Raw genomic sequence first — 19,273 nt, 5'->3', positions numbered from 1 at the left:
AAACAAAGATTAATGGAATATTAATAAAAAAAATAAATGAAAGGCCAATAAAAACAAAATTAACAAATCATTATTGTGACGCGAGGATGGCTTTATTCAGTGAGCTGAGGAGATGTACAGCAATGGCAGGATTGGATAAACGCGTCACCAGTTATCAGCAGGCGCTGGCCGGATTGCAAGATGGCATGACACTGCTGGCGGGGGGATTTGGCCTGTGCGGTATTCCAGAAAATCTCATCGCCCAGATCCGCCAGCAGGGGATAACGGGACTGACCGTGGTCTCGAACAACTGTGGTGTGGATGGATTTGGCCTCGGCCTGTTGCTGGAAAATCAGCAGATTAAAACCATGATCGCCTCTTACGTCGGTGAAAACGCGCTGTTTGAACAGCAGATGCTCAGTGGTGAGCTGGAGGTGATTCTCACGCCGCAGGGCACGCTGGCAGAAAAAGTGCGCGCAGGCGGCGCCGGGATACCGGCATTTTACACCGCCACCGGCTACGGCACGCCCGTGGCGGAAGGCAAAGAAGTCAGAGAGTTCGATGGACGACATTACATCCTTGAGCAGGCAATTCGCGGAGATTTCGCCATCGTGAAAGGCTGGAAAGCGGATTGGTATGGCAATGTCATCTATCGTCACACCGCGCAGAATTTCAACCCACTGATGGCGATGGCCGCTCGCGTCACCGTGGTTGAAGTTGAAGAGATTGTGGCGCCGGGTGAGCTGGAACCGGCCGCGATCCATACGCCGGGCATTTATGTTGATCGCCTGATTCAGGGCAGCTTCGAAAAACGCATCGAGAAACGCACCCTGAGTGAAGGAGGTGCACATGCTCACGCGTGAACAAATGGCGCAGCGCGTGGCTCAGGAGCTGCGTGATGGCGATTACGTCAATCTTGGTATTGGGATGCCGACGCTGGTTGCCAACTACGTACCTGAGGGGATGGACGTGATGATGCAGTCGGAAAACGGTTTATTGGGCATGGGGGCGTTTCCCACTGAAGCTGAACTGGATGCCGACATGATCAACGCGGGCAAACAAACCGTGACCGCACGCAAAGGTGCGGCAATCTTCGATTCTGCACAGTCCTTCGCCATGATTCGTGGGGGGCATGTTGATCTGACGGTGCTGGGTGCGCTGGAAGTGGACGTCAACGGCAATATCGCGTCGTGGATGATCCCCGGAAAAATGGTCAAGGGCATGGGCGGTGCAATGGATCTGGTGGCGGGTGCGGAAAACATCATCGTGATGATGACGCACGCTTCTAAGCATGGCGAATCAAAGCTGCTGTCCGAATGCATCTTGCCGCTCACCGGCGTCGGTTGCATTCGAAAAGTCATTACTGAACTGGGCTGGCTGGAAATTGAAGAGGGCGCTTTTGTGCTGCGTGAGTATGCGCCGGGCGTCTCGATCGATGAAATCCGTGCAAAGACGGCCGGGCAATTACGCATCGCTGATGATGTTCGTGAAATGCGTTTATCCCAGGAGGCACTATGAACGAATGTGTGATTGTCGCAGCCACCCGTACGCCAATCGGCCGTTTTCATGGTGCTCTCTCGTCTCTTACCGCGGCGTCGCTGGGCCAGCAGGTGATCGCAGCCCTGCTGAAACAGACCGCGCTCGATCCCGCGCTGATCGATGAGGTGATGATGGGACAGGTGCTCACAGCCGGATGCGGGCAAAACCCCGCGCGCCAGGCGGCCATAGCGGCGGGTGTGCCTTATAGCGTCCCTGCCAGCACGCTGAACATGGTGTGTGGCTCGGGATTAAAAGCGGTGATTCTGGCGGCGCAGGCGATTCAAAGCGGTGCCGCTGACATCATTATCGCAGGCGGTCAGGAGAGCATGAGCCAGTCGCCTTATTTACTGCCGGACGCGCGTGGCGGCTGCCGTCTGGGGCACAGTCAGCTGATGGACAGCGTGATCCACGATGGTCTGTGGGATGCGTTCAACGATTATCACATGGGGATCACCGCCGAGAATCTGGCCGAAGAATATGGCATCAGCCGTGCCGATCAGGATGCCTTTGCCTTGCAATCCCAGCAGAAAGCGGTGGCGGCACAACAACAAGGCGTTTTTCGTGCCGAAATCACGCCTGTCACGGTGGAACAGGGCAAAGGTGAAACGCGGGTGATCAGTGAAGATGAACAACCGCGCGCGGACAGTTCAATTGAGCGACTGGCGCGCCTGCATCCGGCGTTTAAAAAGGACGGCAGCGTCACCGCTGGCAATGCTTCAAGCCTGAATGATGGTGCAGCCGCCGTGCTGCTGATGTCCGCATCGCGCGCCGCCGCATTGGGGTTGCCGGTGCTGGCGCGATTAAGCGGAAGCGGCATTGCCGGAGTGGATCCGGCAGTGATGGGCATTGGCCCGGTGGCCGCCAGCCGCAAAGCCCTTCAGCAGGCAGCGTGGACGCTGGATCAAGTGGATTTAATCGAAGCGAACGAAGCGTTTGCCGCGCAGGCACTGGCGGTGGGTAAAGCGCTCGACTGGCAGCCGGAGCGTGTCAATGTCAACGGCGGTGCGATTGCGCTGGGGCATCCGATTGGTGCCTCCGGCTGCCGCATTCTGGTGACGCTCATTCATGCCTTGCAGCAGCGTGAGCTGAAGCGCGGTCTGGCAACGCTGTGTGTGGGTGGCGGCATGGGCGTCGCTCTGGCAGTTGAACGCCCGGATTGAGGCGGAACGGTTCCCATTTTTGGCAATGTTTTTACCTTCAACCCGACAAAATAATAAGGAAGCAACATGAGTGTCGTTATTGCCCTCGCTGCGCTTGGGTTGCTGATGTTAGCCGCCTATCGCGGCTATAGCGTAATTTTGTTCGCCCCGATTGCCGCGCTGTTAGCGGTGCTGTTAACCGAGCCGGCTGCGGTCGCACCGGTGTTTAGCGGCCTGTTTATGGAAAAGATGGTGGGCTTTGTGAAGCTCTACTTCCCGGTGTTTCTGCTGGGCGCCATCTTTGGCAAATTGATTGAGCTATCCGGATTCTCACGCTCAATTGTCACGGCGGCGATTACGCTGATGGGGCGCCGCCATGCCATCCCGGTGATTGTGCTGGTGTGCGCACTGCTGACGTACGGCGGCGTATCGCTGTTTGTGGTGGCGTTCGCTGTTTATCCGTTTGCCGCAGAACTGTTTCGTCAGAGCAATATCCCTAAGCGCTTGATTCCGGCAACGGTGGCACTGGGTGCGTTCTCCTTCACCATGGATGCACTGCCCGGCACGCCACAAATCCAGAACATCATACCTGGTAGTTTCTTTGGCACTAACGCCTGGGCTGCGCCATGGTTGGGGTTGATCGGTTCACTCTTCATTATTGTGGTGGGCTTGCTGTGGCTGGATCGGCAACGCCGTAAGGCGCAAGCCAACAACGAGCAGTACGGAACCAACCTGAAGAATGAGCCGGAAACCGCTGAGAATGTGCAACTGCCGCATCCGGCGATTGCCATTCTGCCGCTGATTTTGGTTGGGGTACTCAATCTCTGTTTTACCTGGTGGATTCCTGCCTGGTACGGTGCGCACAGCAGTGTCACGCTTCCGGGTAATCCCACGCCCATTGTGACTGATATCGTCAAAAGTACTGCGATCTGGGCCGTGCAGGCTGCATTGCTGAGCGGCATTCTGGTGGTATTGATTTTCGGCTGGCGCAATATTCGCGGTCGTCTGGCGGAAGGTAGCCGCACCGCGGTGGCGGGGGCATTGCTGGCGGCGATGAATACCGCCTCCGAATACGGTTTTGGTGCGGTGATCGCCGCGTTGCCGGGCTTTGTGGTGTTGTCTGGCGTACTGCAGGCGATTCCCAACCCGCTGCTCAATGAAGCGATCAGCATTACCGTGCTGGCGGGGATCACCGGTTCGGCGTCGGGCGGGATGAGTATTGCGCTGGCGGCAATGGCTGAACACTTCGTGCAGGCGGCACAGGCCACGGGTATTCCGATGGAAGTGTTGCACCGCGTGGCGGCCATGGCCAGCGGCGGGATGGATACGCTGCCACACAATGGTGCCGTCATCACGCTGTTAGCGATCACCGGTCTAAGCCATAAAGAAGCCTATGGTGGCATCTTCGCCATCACCATTATCAAAAGTCTGGCAGTGCTGTTTGTGATTGGGGTGTTTTACCTCACCGGCATTGTCTGAAGGAGGATAAATCGATGCAATTAGCAGGAAAAGTGGCACTGGTGACCGGATCAACCAGCGGAATTGGATTAGGTATTGCTGAGCAACTGGCACTGGCCGGCGCCACGGTGATACTCAACGGCTTTGGCGAAGTGGAACACGCGAAAGCGCTTATCGCTGCCACCGGGGCAAAGGTCGATTATCACGCAGCAGATATGTCCGATCCGCAGCAAATCGCCGCGATGATAGCGTGGGTGGAAGCGCAGTATGGTGCGGTGGACATTCTGGTGAACAACGCCGGTATTCAGTACACCGCGCCGGTGGAGTCATTTCCGGTTGAGAAATGGGATGCGATTATTGCTATCAATCTCTCCTCGGTATTCCACACCAGTCGCGCCGTCTTGCCAGGCATGCAGGCACGTCACTGGGGGCGCATCATCAATATCGCCTCCGTGCATGGCCTGGTGGCGTCGAAAGAGAAAGCGGCCTATGTTGCTGCGAAGCATGGTGTGGTGGGGCTGACAAAAGTGATCGCGCTGGAGAACGCACAATCACCGATCACCTGCAACGCCATCTGCCCGGGCTGGGTGTTAACGCCGCTGGTGCAGCAGCAGATCGACAAACGCATTGCGGCTGGCGAAGATGCCGAAACCGCGCGCCTGGCGTTATTGTCAGAGAAGCAACCTGCTCAGGCGTTTGTCACGCCAGAACAGTTGGGGGCGTTAGTGCTGTTTCTTTGCAGTGAAGGCGGTGCGCAGGTGCGCGGTGCAGCCTGGAATATGGATGGCGGCTGGCTGGCGCAGTGATGCGTCATGGCTTGATCCACGCGGCAATACACTCTTTCATCACGCGCAGGCGCTCATCCAGCGCCGCTTTGGCACTAAGATCCTGTTGGTAAATAATCGACAGCGTGGACTGATTAATCAGATAGAAAAAGCCCAGCGCGGAGATATTGATGTTGAGTTGCATCACATCGATATCCTCGCGCACATTTCCTTCGGTGCGTCCCCGCTGCAGCAATTGCTGGGTGATACTGCTCCAGCTCTGATTGATCTGCACAGTGATGTCAGAATCTTTGAGATGCCGCGCTTTTAGCTGATTTTCGCTGTTGAGCAGGCGAATGAACTCGGGGTTTTTCAGGTAATAATGCCAGGTGAATTCCACCAGTTGTAAAATAGCGTGGTCGGCGGGGAGATGATCGAGTTTTAACGCCGCTTCCTGCTCGCGAATGTCACGATAGGCTTCTTCCAGCACGCGGGTAAACAGAATGTCTTTGTTGGTGAAGTAGTAGTAAATCAGTTGCTTATTGGCATGGGCGCGTTCGGCGATGCTATCGACGCGCGCACCGTCGAATCCTTTCTCAGCGAACTCTGCGCGCGCGGCCATCAGTATCCGCACCTGCTTATCCGTGACATCCTCAATGTTACTCGCAACACGATCAACCAAAGCAGAATCCCCACATATCATTGTTTTACTGAGCATTATAGTGCCTCTTTTTGCGCATAAAACAAGAGCAAAAGATTTTCAACTAACTAGTTGGTTATGTGAATTCGATCAAAGTCAGGTCTCTTTCTGCCCACTATAGTGACGTCATCAACCAGTTAGTTGATTGATTATGAATCAGCGAACGGTGAAGCGTTGAAATAGATGTTGAGCGTGTTACTTCCATCACAAACGACTTTGAGGTGAATACATGGCGCAGATTCCAGTGGGCATCATCATGCACGGCGTGACCGGGCGTATGGGTAAAAATCAACATCTCATTCGCTCAATAGTGCAGATCCGGCAGCAGGGCGGCGTGGAGCTGGCCAATGGCGACCGATTGATGCCCGATCCGATTCTGATTGGTCGCAACGCGGAAAAAATGGCTGCGCTGGCGCGAGAGTTTGGTATCGAACGCTGGGGAACCAATATTGATGAAGCACTGAATAATCCGCATGACATCATCTTTTTTGATGCAGCGACCACGCAAGCACGTCCGGCGTTGCTAAAGAAAGCCATCAGCAAGGGGAAACACGTCTATTCGGAAAAGCCGGTAGCGATGGGGCTGGAAGATGCGCTGGATTTATACCATTTCGCACAAGAAAAAGGCGTGTGTCACGGCGTGGTACAGGACAAGTTGTGGCTGCCGGGTCTGCAAAAGCTGCGTTTGCTGAATGAATCCGGCTTCTTTGGTCGCGTGTTATCGGTGCGCGGTGAATTTGGCTACTGGGTATTTGAAGGCGATCGCCAACCGGCCCAGCGTCCTTCCTGGAACTACCGCAGTGAGGATGGCGGCGGCATTATCCTCGACATGATTTGCCACTGGCGCTACGTCATCGACAACCTGTTCGGTGAAATCAAAAGCCTGAGCTGTATCGGTGCCACTCACATTCCACAACGCTGGGATGAACAGCAGAAACCTTATGACGCCACGGCGGACGACGCGGTTTATGCCACCTTTGAACTGCACAACGGCGCGATTGTACAGATCAACAGCTCCTGGTGCGTGCGCGTGCGCCGTGATGACCTGGTGACATTCCAGGTGGATGGCGTAAACGGTTCCGCCGTAGCGGGTCTTAGCGATTGCTTCACGCAGGCTAGCGTTAATACGCCGAAGCCGGTGTGGAATCCGGATATCCGTCAGACACATAACTTCTTTGATGACTGGGCCAGCGTGCCGGATACCCAGACCTATGACAATGCATTCAAAGTGCAGTGGGAGCTGTTTTTACGCCACGTCTGGGGCGAAGGGGAATACCGCTGGGATCTGCTGGAAGGGGCGAAGGGTTTGCAACTGGTCGATCTGGCTCTGAAAAGCTGGAAAGAGCGTCGCTGGGTTGATGTGCCATCACTGGAACGCTAAGGAGCCGAACATGAATCGACCTCATTCCGGGCAACTTTCACTCAACACGGCGACCGTGCGCCAGCAGTGGGATTTGCGGCAAATCATTGAAGGTTGTGCGCGCCATGAGATTCGCGGCATCTCGCCGTGGCGCGATCAGGTGGCAAACATCGGTTTAGCTGAAGCGGCACGGCTGATTCGTCACCACGATCTGCGGGTGAGTGGCTACTGCCGTGGCGGGATGTTTCCCGGCGTTGATCAGCAAGCACGCCAGGCGACCCTGGCCGACAACCAGCGAGCGGTGGATGAAGCGCTGGAATTAGGTGCGGAGTGCCTGGTGCTGGTGGTCGGCGGTTTGCCGCCAGGTTCGAAAGATCTGCCGGGCGCGCGCCAGCAAGTGCGTGATGGACTCAGCGCTCTGCTGGAGTACGCCCGCGCAGGTGGTATGCCGTTGGCGATTGAACCGCTGCATCCGATGTACGCGGCGGATCGCGCCTGCATCAACACGCTGAAACAGGCTAACGATCTCTGTGACGAGCTGGGCGATGACGGATTGGGGATTGCCGTCGATGTCTATCACACCTGGTGGGATGCTGAGTTTTATCAGGAAATCGCGCGCGCGGGTCTGAAACGGCTGCTGGCGTTTCATATCTGCGACTGGCTCACGCCTACGCGGGATCTGCTGGAAGATCGCGGCATGATGGGCGATGGCGTTATCGATATTCGCGCCATGCGGGAAGCGGTAGAAGCTCAGGGTTACTGTGGATGGCATGAAGTCGAAATTTTCTCCCGCCTGAACTGGTGGACTCAGGATCCTGATGAAGTGCTAAAGACCTGCAAGGCTCGCCATCTGGCGCACGGTTAACCGTATCTGACAGAGCTGAAAAGCTGTTTTCGTCGGTCACAGACATTGTCGAGGAAAAGATGAATACAGATACCCGCAAAATGATTCTGGTCACCGTGCTGTGCGGCCTTGGCTACATGATGTACTCGGTGGATCGCATGACGGTGTCATCAGCCATTGGGCTGATCGCCGGAGAGTTCGGTCTTGGTAAAGCGGAGAGTGGCATTCTGCTCTCCTCCTTCTTCTTTGGCTTCATCGTCTTTTTGTTCATTTCCGGCATTATCGCCGACAAGTTGAGCGGTAAACCGGTGCTGATTCTCGGCCTGATGATGTTTTCACTGGCGACACTGTTAACCGGTGTCGCCGGCAGCATGACCAGTCTGATTTTTTACCGCGTGATGACGGGCATCGGTGAGGGCATCTTCTGGCCTGCGGCCTCGCTCGAAGTGGCCAACGTGACCAGCGAAAAACAGCGCACCACGGTGATGTCGCTCTATTGGATGGGCTATCCGATTGGCGGATTCCTTGGCACCTGGATGGGCGCCATGCTCGGTCCGATCTTTGGCTGGCGTGTGGTGTTTTACGTGGCGGGTGCCATGGGCATGCTGGTGGCGTTGTTGTATCTGGTGTTGGTGAAAAATGACCGAAAACCCGCCGAGCTGATAGCGCGCCAGACAGCGGAGAAAGTACCCTTAAAAACCTTGTTCCGCCATGCGCCCGTGTTGCTGATGGCCGCATTCTATTTCGTGCTGCTGGCAGGCTGGTGGATTGTCCTGTTATGGGCACCCAGTTATTTGATGCAGGTGAAGAATCTGTCGATGGGTACCGCTGGCACCATCGCCAGCTTGCTCGGCATTAACGGGGCACTGGGCGGCTTTGTGCTGGGGCGCTACTGTGATAAAGGCGATTTCAAACGCCGTCGCACCATTCTGATGGCCATTACCTTTATTAGCGGGCTGGTGATGGCAGCGATGGCAATCAATCTCTCCGTCCCCCTGGTGATTGTGCTGGTGCTGATCCTCGGATTACTTGGCTATCCGATTACCCCCATTGTTCTCTCGCTCACCGCCGAACTGGTGCCGCCTTCGCTGCGCGGTTCGGCCATCGGCTTTGTAATGAATATGGGGATGGCAGCGGGCGGTATCTCGCCGATCGTCGCGGGTTATTACGCACAACACTACAGCTTACAGCCGGTCTGGCTGGTCGCCGCCTGCGTCATCATCTGCAGCAGCGTGGTGCTATTGGGTGTGCGTCGGCTCCCTATCGGAAGCCACAACAGTTCGCAGAATGTGATGCCGTCCGGGCATCTGGCAAAACACTGAGAGAAGGAACAGAACCATGTCTGTGAGCAATAAAGTGCGTTTACTGGATCGCAACGGTCAGCCTTACAGTTACACCCTGCAGGGTGAGCGCCACTGGAGCGTGCCAGCAAAACCGGTATTTAACCGTGACGTCTATGCGGCTGCGCATGTGGTTGCCGACCCGCCGCGGATGCAAAATCCGCAGAGTGATATGGCGATTGACTGGGATAGCACGTTGGAATATCGCCATCATCTGATGTCACTCGGATTAGGCATTGCCGAAGCTATGGACACCGCCCAACGCGGCATGGGGCTGGACTGGCCAACCGCGCTGGAGCTGATCAAACGCAGCGTGGAGCAAGCGAAGGCTTACCCTGGTGCACGGGTGGCCAGCGGCGCGGGCACCGATCATCTGACCGATTTTTCCCAGCTGACCTTGCAGGATGTGATTGCCGCGTATGAACAGCAAATCGCGGCGATTGAGGGGTGTGGTGGACGTATTATCTTAATGGCCAGTCGTGCGCTCGCCGCGATTGCCAAAGGGCCAGATGATTACATCAAGGTGTACAGCACCCTTTTACGTCAGGTGCGTGAGCCGGTTATTTTGCACTGGCTGGGGGATATGTTCGATCCAGCGCTACGCGGCTACTGGGGCGGCGCGACAATTCACAGCGCGATGGAGGTCTGTCTGGCGGTGATTCGCGAGAATGAGGCCAAAGTGGAGGGGATAAAAATCTCTCTGCTGGATAAAGATCGAGAAATTGAGATGCGCCGCCAGCTGCCGGCAACCGTCAAAATGTATACCGGCGATGATTTCAATTATCCCGAATTGATCGCCGGGGATGAGCAGGGCTTCTCGCATGCGCTACTGGGCATTCTCGACGGCATTGCACCGGCCGCCACCAGCGCGCTGCATGCATTAGCACAGGGCGATCGTGCCACCTTTGAACGGATACTGGCTCCGACAGTGCCGCTGGCGCGCCATTTGTTCTCGGCGCCCACTCAGTATTACAAGGCGGGCATCGTGTTCCTCGCGTGGTTGAATGGCCATCAGAAACATTTCACCTTACTGGGTGGTATGCAGAGTGCGCGCAGTCTGGCGCACTACTCTGAAGCATTCAGGCTGGCTGACGAGGCGGGTTTGCTCAATAACGCGGATGTGGCTGCGGAGCGCATGTGGCTGCTGGCAAAAATGCACGGTATTTAGCCTATCGGCCTAATGTGATGAGATGCTATTTAAGCTGTCCGAATTTCTGACGGAAAAAGAAGATTCACACGGTTAGAGCGAAAAAAAGCCCGCCATTGGCGGGCTTGATAGCAGCGGCTATCGAATAATCTCGTAGGTGACGCGCGTGTATGTACTGCAACCACGATTGTGGCAGTTCATTATTGCAGGAATATTTTGTTACTGAACATACTGTTTCCTGATGGTTGTGTGGCAGTGGGCTTTAAGCGCCGACTCATACGTACTGAATATTGAGCGCACCCTGTGCCGATGTCGTGATCTGCGCCTGAACCCGCCACGTTGTGTGTATGCGTTCGGGTGTGAGTACCACATTAGGCTTACCCGTCGAAACCACACGACCCTGATCGAGCACCACAAGGTGTTGGCAATATTTTGCCGCCAGATTCAGGTCGTGAAGTGCAATCACCACCGTCACTGGCAGCGAAGAGATAAGACGCATCAATTCAAGCTGGAATTGGATGTCCAGGTGATTGACGGGCTCATCCAGCAGTAAAACATCCGGTTTTTGCGCCAGTGCGCGGGCGATTTGGCAACGCTGGCGCTCACCACCGGATAATCGTTGCCAGCCGCGGTCGACCAAATTTTCCAGTTGCATTAACGCCACCGCCTCGTGAACGGCGCTGGCATCTTCTGCCGTCCAGAACTGGAATGCGCCACGATGAGGTGTGCGCCCGAGACGAATAATGTCAATCACCGTGAGTTCATCATCGGCCTCGGCGTGTTGTGGGACAAAGGCCAGTTTACGCGCCAGTTGATTGCGCGAAAGTTGGTTCAGCCTCAGTTCGCCGAGGGTTATCTTCGCGCCCGAATCAGGCATTAGCCCAGCCAGTGCACGCAGCAGCGTAGATTTTCCTGAACCGTTCGGGCCAAGCAAACCTACGGTTGCAGACTGAGCCGCGTTGAAGGAGACCGCAGTGAGGATACGACGCGCCTGAAGTTGGACGCTGAGGTCACTGACCGATATCGTCATCGTTTAGTTGCCCTTTCGTTGATAGAGAAGGAAGGCAAAAGCAGGGGCGCCCACCAATGCCGTCACCACGCCAATGGGTAAAACCTGATGTGCGATCAACGTTCTCGACATCAAGTCAGCGAGGATCATGAAATGGCAGCCCGACAGGAATGTCACGGGAAGGGTGATCAGGTGTCGCTGTCCAACCAGCATGCGGGTCACGTGCGGAATGACCAATCCGACAAACCCCACCGCCCCAATCGAGCTGACAATGACCGCCGTGATTAATGCCGTGATCAACAGCAACACAATCCTTACTTTCACGACCTGCGTGCCCAGCGTTACGGAGACATCGACGCCAAATGAAAAGGTGTCAAGTGTGCGTGCATAGCACATGATCACCCCAAACCCGCTGACGATGACGATGGCGCAGAGAATGGCATCTGGCCAGCGTACGCCACTTAAACTGCCTAACAGCCAAAACATCACACCACGCGATTGCTCCGCATTGGCTGATGTGCTGACGATGTAAGATGTGAGCGCATTGAACAGCTGTGTTCCGGCAATACCGGCCAAAATGATGCGTCCGGTGTTTTCTCCCATCCCTCGTGAGAGCAAGATAATCAAGCCAAACGCCAGGCAAGCGCCGGCAAAGGCACCGCTGCCAACCGTCAACACGCCGCTGCCAATACCCAGCAGCATCACCATCACGGCACCGGTGGAAGCACCCGCAGAGATACCCAACAGGTAGGGTTCCGCCAGCGGGTTTCTTAACAACGATTGCAACACCAGGCCGCAAAGGGCTAAGCCACCTCCGCTGCAGGCCGCCATGAAGGCCCGGCTCATGCGATATTGCCAGACAATACCGGCCTCAACGGCAGGGACATCATAATGCGTCATCCCCAATCCATTGGTGATCGCCTGAAAGGTAGCGATCAATGAGATGGGCATATCGCCAATGCTCGATGAGAAGATCATCATCACTGGCAGGCTGACCAGGCCCGCCAGGACAATAAAGCCGATGTTAATGTGGGAAGTGCGTCTCATACTATTTGAAAGCGGCCATCTGCTGACCGATCAGCTCAACCGCATCGATATTGCGCAGGGACGGATTGAGTGACATAGCAGGCACGACCACGATGTGACCCTGCTTAACCGCGTTCATTTCTCGTGTAACGGGATCGCTTTTGAGAAAGGCTTGCTTTACCGCGACGTCATCTGCTGGATACAGCCTTCTCTCCATGCTGGCAATGACGATGATATCGGGCTGAGATTGTGTGATATGTTCCCAACTTACGGCGGGCCATTCGTCGGAGGAATCAATAATGTTTTGCAGGCCGAGTGTCTGAGTGATCCAGCCCGGGGCACCCTGGCTGCCTGCGATCCACGGATCGCCTTTAAGGCGTGTGCTTGAGAACCAATACACCACCTTAAGTGGCTTGCGGGCGTGTAAAACCGCCTGTTGTTGCGCCTGAACGACGCGTGCAGACAACGTCTTCTTTAATTCCTCACCACGTTGAGCCACGTCGAACAGGTTGGCCAGCGCGGTGATTTCATCATAGATCACGTCAATGGAATAAGGCGTAGCGCGTGCACCGTCAGCGTTTGAGGAAGCCGTTACCGCTTTGCCCTGACAATCAGCAGGTGAAATCCAGGTTCTGATGCCAAGTTGTTCGAATTGTTCGCGGGTTGCGACTTCACCCTGAGGCCCAACATGCCAGCTATATTGCGCCAATACCAGGTCAGGTTTTTGCGCGACAACCGCTTCAAATCCCGGCGAGTTATCTGCAAGGCGCTTAAGACCACTGCCTGTCTGCGCTAAATCTGGCGGTAAAGGGCTGAACCAGACGGCGGTTCCAGCGATTTTGCTTCCCAGGCCAAGTGCCAGAAGGAGTTCGGTTTCATGTTGCCCAATGGTCACTACGTGTGCAGGCGGTTGTGAAAAGGTTTCCGTTTTACCGCAGTTTTCAATGCTGAGGGGATAGGTGGAAGCCAGTGCGGTGGAAGTGCTTAATACCATGATGAGTGCCAAAAGGCGGTTTGAAAAAGTGCGCATGAATTACCGATTACGTAGTGTTATGTTATAACGTAACATAATGGCAAGTCTGATGTATTCATGTCAATTGATTCTGATACCCATTGTTAGTGTTAAGGCTGTTGAAGCGAAGTCCGTGGCCCGGACTTCACTATGATCTTAACCCGGACCATCACTCCCTGCTGCCAGCAGAGGTACAACCACATCGCTGATCGGGGTCGCGATGCCTTGAGCTTTGCCGCGTCGTTGTACCACGCCATTGCGGATGTCCCACTCAAGCGGGCGATCAGCCTGACGATCGGCCAGAATCGAGGTGCCCAAATCTGCCGGGGCACGATGAAAGCCAGCCATGATGTCCTGCGGCACGTTGTCGCTCAGGTTGGCCCCTTCAGCACGCGCAACCGCCAGACATTCCCGTAGATAGGCCAAACCCAGCGTGGTGATATCTTCGCGCTGAAACATCCCTGCACGGCGATTGGCCAACACCATCAAACCCGCGACGGCGTTTTGCAACAGTTTGCGCCAGGCGATGGTGAGGAAATCTGCCTCCAGTTCGACCGCACAGCGCGAGTCTTGCAGCGCTTGCACAATACGCTGTGCTGGCGCGACGTCGGGCACAGTCAGGCGTGGTTTCGCGCGTAACCACACCGATGCATCAGGCTCGCGCTGAGCCGGGAACCACACCACAGAAGGCAGTACCGTTGCGCCATTGACTAACGGTGACAACTGTTCAACTTGCTCCACGCCATTTTGCAGCGCGCACACCACCGTATTCTCATCGCATAATACCGCCAGCCAGGAGGCAATTTCCGCCACCTGCGTGGTTTTGACCGCCACAAACACCAAATCAAAGGGCCTGGCGATTGCTTCAGGATTGCTCAGTACCGGGCCAGGCACCACAACCTCACCGTCTTCGTGGCGCAACAGCAATTGTGTATGTGCCGTACGTCCGCACAGTGTTGGCGTGCGATGCATTTCATGCAGCGCGGCAGCCACAGTGGTGCCGATGGCGCCGGGTCCGACAAGGGCGATGGTTGGAAACTCAGACATGCAGCAATTCTCCTGTTTAGCCAGTGCTGCCTCAGGGTCAGCGAAAACTCACTATTACAGCCTGGCATTGTGACCGAATGATGAGCGAACTTTCGGCCAGATAAAAAATGACGCTGTGGAATAACCGATTCATGTTTGGCTACAAGGGACAACTTACAGCAAGGCGATCTGCTGCTGTTGCAGCATGTGCTGCATCTCCGCGTCAGGTTCACCGTCAACAATCAGTGTACTCGCCAGTGACAGATCGCCAATGGCGAACGCCGATGCTGAGTTGAGTTTCTCTTTAGAGACCATCACCACCGTTTCCGCCGCACGCGCTGCCAGGGCACGCTTTACACCCGCTTCTTCATAGTTACCGGTGGTTAACCCTGCTGTTTTGTGCACACCAGTGACACCCATAAAAAACAGGTCTGCATTGATGCGTGCAATGGCTTCGATCACCGCAGATCCCACGGCGACCACCGAGTGACGGTACAGTTGGCCGCCAATCAGAATCACCTCAACCAAAGGAAAATCAACCAGTGCGACGGCAATACTTGGACTGTGGGTCACCACGGTAAAGGCCAGTTCTTTGGGCAGCAGTTGCACCATTTCTGCTGTGGTCGTACCGCCATCGATGATCACCACCTGACCCGGTTGAATCAGTTGCACCGCTTTTTGCGCGATCAGGCGCTTAGAACTGATTTGCACATTTTTGCGTGTTTCGAAAGGGGCAATAGCAGCAGAAACCGGCAGTGCACCTCCGTGCACGCGTTGCAGTAATCCCTCGCTGGCTAACTCCCTTAAGTCGCGGCGAATCGAATCCTCAGAGACGTTAAAACGCTGGCTTAGTTCGCTGGACATCACTTGCTGCTCATCGGCAAGAATCGTCAATATCTGCTGTTTACGTTGACTGGAAAGCATAATTTTCTCGTTCGTGTTTTTGCTTGTATGTGCACGATTATGCATGATAACGTCTGTTTTGTCAGCCATCGGGAGACCAAACATGCAGCATAAAGTGCGCAATATTCGTGAGCAGTTGTTATCCGACAACTGGTACACCTTAAAAAAATACACCTTCGATTTACAGCGTGCCGACGGCAGTTGGCAACAGCAAAGCCGTGAAGCCTACGATCGTGGCAATGGCGCGGTGATCCTACTTTATAACCGCCATAAACAGACAGTCGTCCTGACACGGCAGTTTCGCTTTCCCATCTTTATCCATGGGCATGATGGCTTTTTGATCGAGGCCGCAGCCGGTTTGCTGGATAACGCCTCGCCGGAAACGCGCATCATTGCCGAGGCAGAAGAAGAGACAGGTTACACTGTCACAAATATTGAGAAGGTGATGGAGGCTTATATGAGCCCGGGTTCGGTGACGGAGAAGTTGTTTTTCTTTATCGCGGAATATCACGATGGCGACCGAAAGCATGCTGGCGGCGGCCTTGAGGAAGAGGGGGAAGATATCGAAGTGCTGGAGTGGCCTTTCGCACGCGCCATGGAGGCGATCCGAAACGGTGAAATCGAAGATGCCAAAACCATCATGTTGCTGCAACACCTGGCATTAAACATTCAATTTGAGGAGAAAGTGCAATGATGATTCTGATCGCAGGTCCGGTACGCAGTGGTACTCACGGTGACCAGCAACTGATCGAGCAAAACATGCAGAAACTCGATCGCATGGCATTGCAGGTTTATCAAAAAGGCCATACCCCGGTAATAGGTGAATGGCTGGCGTTACCGCTCGCCACTGCAGCGGGTTCACAGCAGATCGGGGATGAGATCAGTGAAGCCTTCCTTTATCCCGTTGCGCATCGCCTTATTCAGAGCTGTGATGCCATTTTACGCATGCCTGGCGCTTCAACGGGAGCGGACCAGGATGTGCAAGTCGGCAAGGCTTTGGGGTTGAGTATCTTCAGCAATATTAACGAGATTCCAGCGGTACAGGCATAAGCAGGAAACTTATCGGCTGGCACTGCTGTCTGTAACTCATCGGTGTACCTACTTTGGGTGATGAGCGATGACCTCGGTTCTGTTGATAGAAGATGACCTCCGGCTGGCGGAAATGATTCTGCCGTATCTGGCGCAGTATGAATTCAAAGTTGAACACAGTGCCAGCTCTCAGGACGCGCAGTTAAAAATGAAACAGCACCCTTTTGATGTGGTGCTGTTAGACCTGATGCTGGGTGATGCTGACGGACTGGCGCTTTGCCGCGACATTCGCGGCCAGTATCTGCATGAACCCGCCATCATCATGGTGACAGGGCGAGGCGATCCCGCAGACAGAATTATCGGCCTGGAAGTCGGTGCAGATGATTACCTACCAAAACCTTTTGAGCCCCGTGAATTACTGGCGCGCATGCGTGCAGTGCTGCGACGTATCAAGCCGGGCAGCGGAGTGCGTGAAACAGGGTTGATTCGTTCTGGCTCGCTGGAGATTGATACTGCAGCACGCACGGTGATGTTAAATCAGAATAGCTGCTCGCTAACCTCATTGCAGTTCGACCTGCTGGTTTCGTTAGCGCGGAATGCTGGCAGGGTTTTGAATCGGGAACTGATTTGGCAATCTGTCCGCGGCGAAAGCTATGAGAGTTTTGACCGTGCGATTGACGTGCACATTGGCCGCATCCGGCAAATGATTGAAGACGATCCCCGTGCGCCAAAACGGATTATCACCGTACGCGGTGTCGGCTACGTATTTTCGGCGTTGCCTGGTGCATGAAGCGTCTCAGTGATTTACCCATCCATTTGCAGATCTTTTCTGCCTTCAGCTGTGCGCTGTTGCTGGTGGTGGCATGCACCATTGCACTTTGGTTGTGGAGTGATGATAACAACCGTCATCTTGATGCCTTCGCGACCTTTTCTGAGTTAGTTGAGAAAAATTTACCCCCTGCAACCGCTTCTCCTGCGGCGCAATCTGCCGCCATTGACCAGTGGATTGCACGCGCGCATACCCGCTTTGCACTTTTCGCCGCCGATGGCACACCATTGAGCCGCCCGCTGACGCCTCCTCTGGCGTTTCCCAAACGTGTCGACCATGGCGGATTGTTTGACGACTGGTACGGCATGCGATTTGTCTGGCAACTTAAAGATAAACGCGTGTTGGTCATTCAATTCAGTAGCGACCGACAGAAACGGCCGTGGGTGTTTATCCTGATGTTGATGATGCTCGCGGCCAGCGTTGCACTGATCTCTTTCCCCGTAATCCGGCGTTTAACGGCGCGGCTGGAATCACTTCAGCGCAGTGTTGAATTGTTGGGGAAAGGGGATCTTTGGACACGCATGCCTGTCGCAGGACGAGACGAAGTCGCGCAGTTAGCGGAGAGCTTTAACCGTTCAGCCACCCAGATCGAACAACTGGTGCAATCGCAGAAAACCATGTTGGCCAATGCTTCGCACGAACTCCGCTCGCCTTTAATGCGAATTCAGATGGCAGCAGCGCTGTTAGAGCAAAATGATTCAGCGCCAGGACGTGAATTACAACGCAGCGTGGCGGAATTGGATGCACTGGTAGAAGAAATTATGACGTTAAGTCGCCTGGAGTTATCCCCCAATGTGATCAACGGTGAGCTTAAACGTGTCGATGTGACCGCCATTGCTGCTGAAGAGTGCGCGCGTGTTCAGGTTGAATTGACCGCCGTACATATCGTTGCCGAAGTCGACGCGCGCTTGCTGCGCCGTCTCCTGCGCAATTTGATCGAGAACGCGCTGCATTATGCCGGACGTGATATTCGGGTCGAACTCAATGACGACGGCGAGGGTCACTTTATCCTACAAGTGAAGGACCGTGGGCCAGGTATTCCCGAAGCCGATCATGCGCAGGTGTTTGAGCCGTTCTTCCGGCTAAGCCGAAAGGGCAACGGCTCCGGGCTGGGCCTCGCCTTAGTCCGCTCCATCGCCGTATACCATGTGGGCAGTATTACGCTGAGGAATCGTGCCGGGGGCGGAGCCTGCTTTAAAGTGCGAATTCCGCTCGCTGTTACATAACTTTACCAGGGATAAAAACAGGATTTACAAGGGAGTGTTGCAATCAGCGGGCTTAACTTACGCCCTCTTGCAACCAAAGGATGAATTTGATGCGCTTCACTCTGGCTCAACCTGTGACGCTGTTTTGCCTGCTCTCTTTAACGTCGATGTCCGCTTTAGCCGCAGACGATAGCCCTGAGTTTTCTGGCTACATAGGAGGCGGTGTTGGCGAGAAACCAAATTACTCGGGTGCCAAAGACAATAAAACCGAGTTCATCCCCGCGTTCAGACTGGCTTACGGCCCGCTCTTTGTCGGCGGGGTTGATGATCTGGTTGCTCTCGGCTGGGATGTCTTGAAAACCGAACACTGGACATTTGCGCTAGGCGCAGGGACAGACATTTCACCCCGTAAGGAATCCGCTGATGACCATCTGCGCGGGCTGGGTGATATTGATGTTACGCCGCGTGCCTTCACTTCAGCCACTTACGAAAACTCCTGGTTCAAAGGCAGCATCATTGCCTCTCAGGATGTTGGCGGCAACCAACAGGGTTTTAAACTTGCCTCTTATGCCCATCTGCAGTGGCATCCCGTGGATAATCTGCGGCTCTACACTGGCCCGACGTTGAGTTGGGCGGACAGTGATTATTTACAAACTCAATACGGTGTCACGGCAGCGCAGTCCGAGCGCAGCGGTCTGTCACGTTACACTGCGGATGCCGGAATTGAGAAGATTGGCTGGGATGTCGGCATGGATTATGTCGTGACGCCCTCCTGGCTGTTAGGCGCGCGCGTCACTGCACAACGACTGCGGGACGACGCAGCCGATAGTCCGGTCACTCAGCAAGCCAGCCAGTTAACCGGTGTTTTATTTCTGGCATGGCGGTTTTAACAAGAGGGATAGTATCATTGGTCAACAAAAAGTTGATCAATGATATCTGCAATGCTATTTTTCTACAAAATGTA

20 protein-coding genes are annotated in these 19,273 nt (G+C 54.8%); 14 read left to right on the top strand and 6 right to left on the bottom strand.

Features of this window, described 5'->3' with window-relative positions; genetic code table 11:
- Nucleotides 1–122 precede the first annotated feature (122 nt).
- The 5 genes from IAE30_RS02375 (at nt 123) to IAE30_RS02355 (ending at nt 4,921) form a co-directional block, all read left to right on the top strand.
- Complete coding sequence (locus tag IAE30_RS02375) at nt 123–842, top strand: CoA transferase subunit A (protein WP_200678253.1); 720 nt, start codon at nt 123–125, stop codon at nt 840–842.
- On the top strand, nt 829–1,497 hold the full coding sequence (locus IAE30_RS02370; RefSeq protein ID WP_200537541.1) for a CoA transferase subunit B: 669 nt from the start codon (nt 829–831) through the stop codon (nt 1,495–1,497). Before IAE30_RS02375 ends, IAE30_RS02370 begins: the two co-directional genes overlap by 14 nt.
- Nucleotides 1,494–2,678: an acetyl-CoA C-acetyltransferase gene (locus IAE30_RS02365; RefSeq protein WP_200678252.1), complete on the top strand. Its 1,185-nt coding sequence runs from the start codon at nt 1,494–1,496 to the stop codon at nt 2,676–2,678. The genes IAE30_RS02370 and IAE30_RS02365 overlap by 4 nt, the downstream gene beginning before the upstream one ends.
- Nucleotides 2,679–2,744: 66 nt before the next feature.
- Nucleotides 2,745–4,136 carry a GntP family permease gene (locus IAE30_RS02360; protein WP_200678251.1) on the top strand — a complete coding sequence of 464 codons (1,392 nt, stop codon included), beginning with the start codon at nt 2,745–2,747 and terminating at the stop codon, nt 4,134–4,136.
- A gap of 14 nt (nt 4,137–4,150) precedes the next feature.
- Nucleotides 4,151–4,921 (top strand): 3-hydroxybutyrate dehydrogenase, encoded by a 771-nt coding sequence (locus tag IAE30_RS02355; RefSeq protein WP_200678250.1) that lies wholly within the window; start codon nt 4,151–4,153, stop codon nt 4,919–4,921.
- A gap of 4 nt (nt 4,922–4,925) precedes the next feature.
- Here IAE30_RS02355 and IAE30_RS02350 read toward each other — a convergent pair whose 3' ends face one another.
- Entirely contained in the window at nt 4,926–5,561 is a 636-nt protein-coding gene (locus IAE30_RS02350) for a TetR/AcrR family transcriptional regulator (RefSeq protein ID WP_234472658.1), read from the bottom strand.
- Between the two features lie 247 nt (nt 5,562–5,808).
- On the opposite strand from IAE30_RS02350, the gene IAE30_RS02345 reads away from it, so the two are divergent.
- Genes IAE30_RS02345 through IAE30_RS02330 form a run of 4 tightly spaced genes read left to right on the top strand, consistent with a single transcriptional unit; the run spans nt 5,809 to nt 10,291 of the window.
- A complete protein-coding gene (locus tag IAE30_RS02345; RefSeq protein WP_200678249.1) occupies nt 5,809–6,960 on the top strand; it encodes a Gfo/Idh/MocA family protein in 1,152 nt (383 codons plus the stop codon).
- Nucleotides 6,961–6,970: 10 nt separating this feature from the next.
- Nucleotides 6,971–7,804: a sugar phosphate isomerase/epimerase gene (locus tag IAE30_RS02340; protein ID WP_200678248.1), complete on the top strand. Its 834-nt coding sequence runs from the start codon at nt 6,971–6,973 to the stop codon at nt 7,802–7,804.
- A gap of 59 nt (nt 7,805–7,863) precedes the next feature.
- Complete coding sequence (locus IAE30_RS02335) at nt 7,864–9,105, top strand: MFS transporter (RefSeq protein WP_200678247.1); 1,242 nt, start codon at nt 7,864–7,866, stop codon at nt 9,103–9,105.
- 16 nt (nt 9,106–9,121) lie between these two features.
- Nucleotides 9,122–10,291, top strand: a complete 1,170-nt coding sequence (locus tag IAE30_RS02330) for a dihydrodipicolinate synthase family protein (RefSeq protein WP_200678246.1) — start codon at nt 9,122–9,124, stop codon at nt 10,289–10,291.
- A 253-nt stretch (nt 10,292–10,544) separates the two neighbouring features.
- On the opposite strand, the gene IAE30_RS02325 is transcribed toward IAE30_RS02330, so the two are convergent.
- The 5 genes from IAE30_RS02325 to IAE30_RS02305 all read right to left on the bottom strand — a co-directional run bounded on the left by IAE30_RS02325 (nt 10,545) and on the right by IAE30_RS02305 (nt 15,267).
- On the bottom strand, nt 10,545–11,300 hold the full coding sequence (locus IAE30_RS02325; RefSeq protein ID WP_200678244.1) for an ABC transporter ATP-binding protein: 756 nt from the start codon (nt 11,298–11,300) through the stop codon (nt 10,545–10,547).
- A 3-nt stretch (nt 11,301–11,303) separates the two neighbouring features.
- Entirely contained in the window at nt 11,304–12,326 is a 1,023-nt protein-coding gene (locus IAE30_RS02320) for an iron ABC transporter permease (protein WP_200678242.1), read from the bottom strand.
- A 1-nt stretch (nt 12,327) separates the two neighbouring features.
- Nucleotides 12,328–13,299, bottom strand: coding sequence for an ABC transporter substrate-binding protein (locus IAE30_RS02315; protein ID WP_234472657.1), 972 nt, complete (start codon nt 13,297–13,299; stop codon nt 12,328–12,330).
- A gap of 174 nt (nt 13,300–13,473) precedes the next feature.
- Complete coding sequence (locus IAE30_RS02310) at nt 13,474–14,364, bottom strand: oxidoreductase (RefSeq protein WP_200678238.1); 891 nt, start codon at nt 14,362–14,364, stop codon at nt 13,474–13,476.
- 153 nt (nt 14,365–14,517) lie between these two features.
- A complete protein-coding gene (locus tag IAE30_RS02305) occupies nt 14,518–15,267 on the bottom strand; it encodes a DeoR/GlpR family DNA-binding transcription regulator (RefSeq protein WP_045814648.1) in 750 nt (249 codons plus the stop codon).
- Nucleotides 15,268–15,349: 82 nt separating this feature from the next.
- Here IAE30_RS02305 and IAE30_RS02300 point away from each other — a divergent pair, with 82 nt between their 5' ends.
- The 5 genes from IAE30_RS02300 to IAE30_RS02280 all read left to right on the top strand — a co-directional run bounded on the left by IAE30_RS02300 (nt 15,350) and on the right by IAE30_RS02280 (nt 19,199).
- A complete protein-coding gene (locus tag IAE30_RS02300; protein ID WP_045814577.1) occupies nt 15,350–15,940 on the top strand; it encodes an NUDIX domain-containing protein in 591 nt (196 codons plus the stop codon).
- Nucleotides 15,937–16,296 (top strand): NUDIX hydrolase, encoded by a 360-nt coding sequence (locus IAE30_RS02295; protein ID WP_200537555.1) that lies wholly within the window; start codon nt 15,937–15,939, stop codon nt 16,294–16,296. Before IAE30_RS02300 ends, IAE30_RS02295 begins: the two co-directional genes overlap by 4 nt.
- Nucleotides 16,297–16,363: 67 nt before the next feature.
- Nucleotides 16,364–17,065, top strand: a complete 702-nt coding sequence (locus tag IAE30_RS02290; RefSeq protein WP_200678237.1) for a response regulator — start codon at nt 16,364–16,366, stop codon at nt 17,063–17,065.
- Nucleotides 17,062–18,330, top strand: a complete 1,269-nt coding sequence (locus IAE30_RS02285) for a HAMP domain-containing sensor histidine kinase (RefSeq protein WP_200678235.1) — start codon at nt 17,062–17,064, stop codon at nt 18,328–18,330. Before IAE30_RS02290 ends, IAE30_RS02285 begins: the two co-directional genes overlap by 4 nt.
- A gap of 89 nt (nt 18,331–18,419) precedes the next feature.
- The gene (locus IAE30_RS02280) at nt 18,420–19,199 is read left to right on the top strand and encodes a MipA/OmpV family protein (protein ID WP_200678233.1); all 780 of its coding nucleotides are present in this window, start codon (nt 18,420–18,422) and stop codon (nt 19,197–19,199) included.
- The last annotated feature ends 74 nt before the right edge of the window (nt 19,200–19,273 follow it).

The sequence above is a fragment of the Pantoea sp. S61 genome (assembly GCF_016625145.1).
Taxonomy (GTDB): Bacteria; Pseudomonadota; Gammaproteobacteria; order Enterobacterales; family Enterobacteriaceae; genus Pantoea; species Pantoea rwandensis_B.
The sequence above is the reverse complement of the archived record's forward strand: the minus strand, read 5'-3'. Positions and strand labels throughout refer to the sequence as shown.